At 39.8% G+C, this 518-nt stretch carries 2 protein-coding genes; both read right to left on the minus strand.

Annotated features, from left to right (window positions below; translation table 11 throughout):
- On the minus strand, positions 1 to 390 hold a 390-nt coding region (locus ACTHSP_RS21580; RefSeq protein WP_440346952.1), incomplete at its 3' end, for a preprotein translocase subunit SecY.
- Positions 391 to 403: 13 nt separating this feature from the next.
- Positions 404 to 518, minus strand: a 115-nt coding sequence (locus tag ACTHSP_RS21585; protein ID WP_440346953.1) for an uL15 family ribosomal protein, incomplete at its 5' end; no start/stop codon positions are given.

Genomic DNA, 518 nt, shown 5'->3' on the forward strand with positions numbered 1-518 from the left:
AAAGCTTTGCAATACAGCCAATAATACCGTCCCATACCTAGTATATTTCGTAATTATTTTCCTACCAGCCTCACCTTCCTTCTTTAAAGCTTTTAAAGAAGGAACAATTTCAGAAGCAAGCTGAACAATAATCGATGCCGAAATATAAGGCATGATACCAATTGCAAATATACTAAAGCGCTCCAACGAACCACCCGAGAACATATTTAACATTCCGAATATGCCGTTTGCAGCGCCTTCGTATAACTTAGCTAATGCAACAGCATCTACGCCCGGTACCGGTATATGAGCACCAATACGGAAAACGACTAAAGCACCTAAAAGGAATGCCAGACGTTTTTTCAGATCACCAAATTTGGATAATCCCGATAAAGATTGTTGATTAGCCACTGTAGTGCAAGCCTTATTCTTCTACTTTACCACCGGCAGCCTCAATAGCAGCTTTAGCACCTTTAGTAGCTTTTACACCTTTCAAGGTAACTGCTTTTGAGATTTCACCAGAAGCAATAACTTTTACA

This window comes from Neisseria sp. P0001.S005, assembly GCF_051963715.1.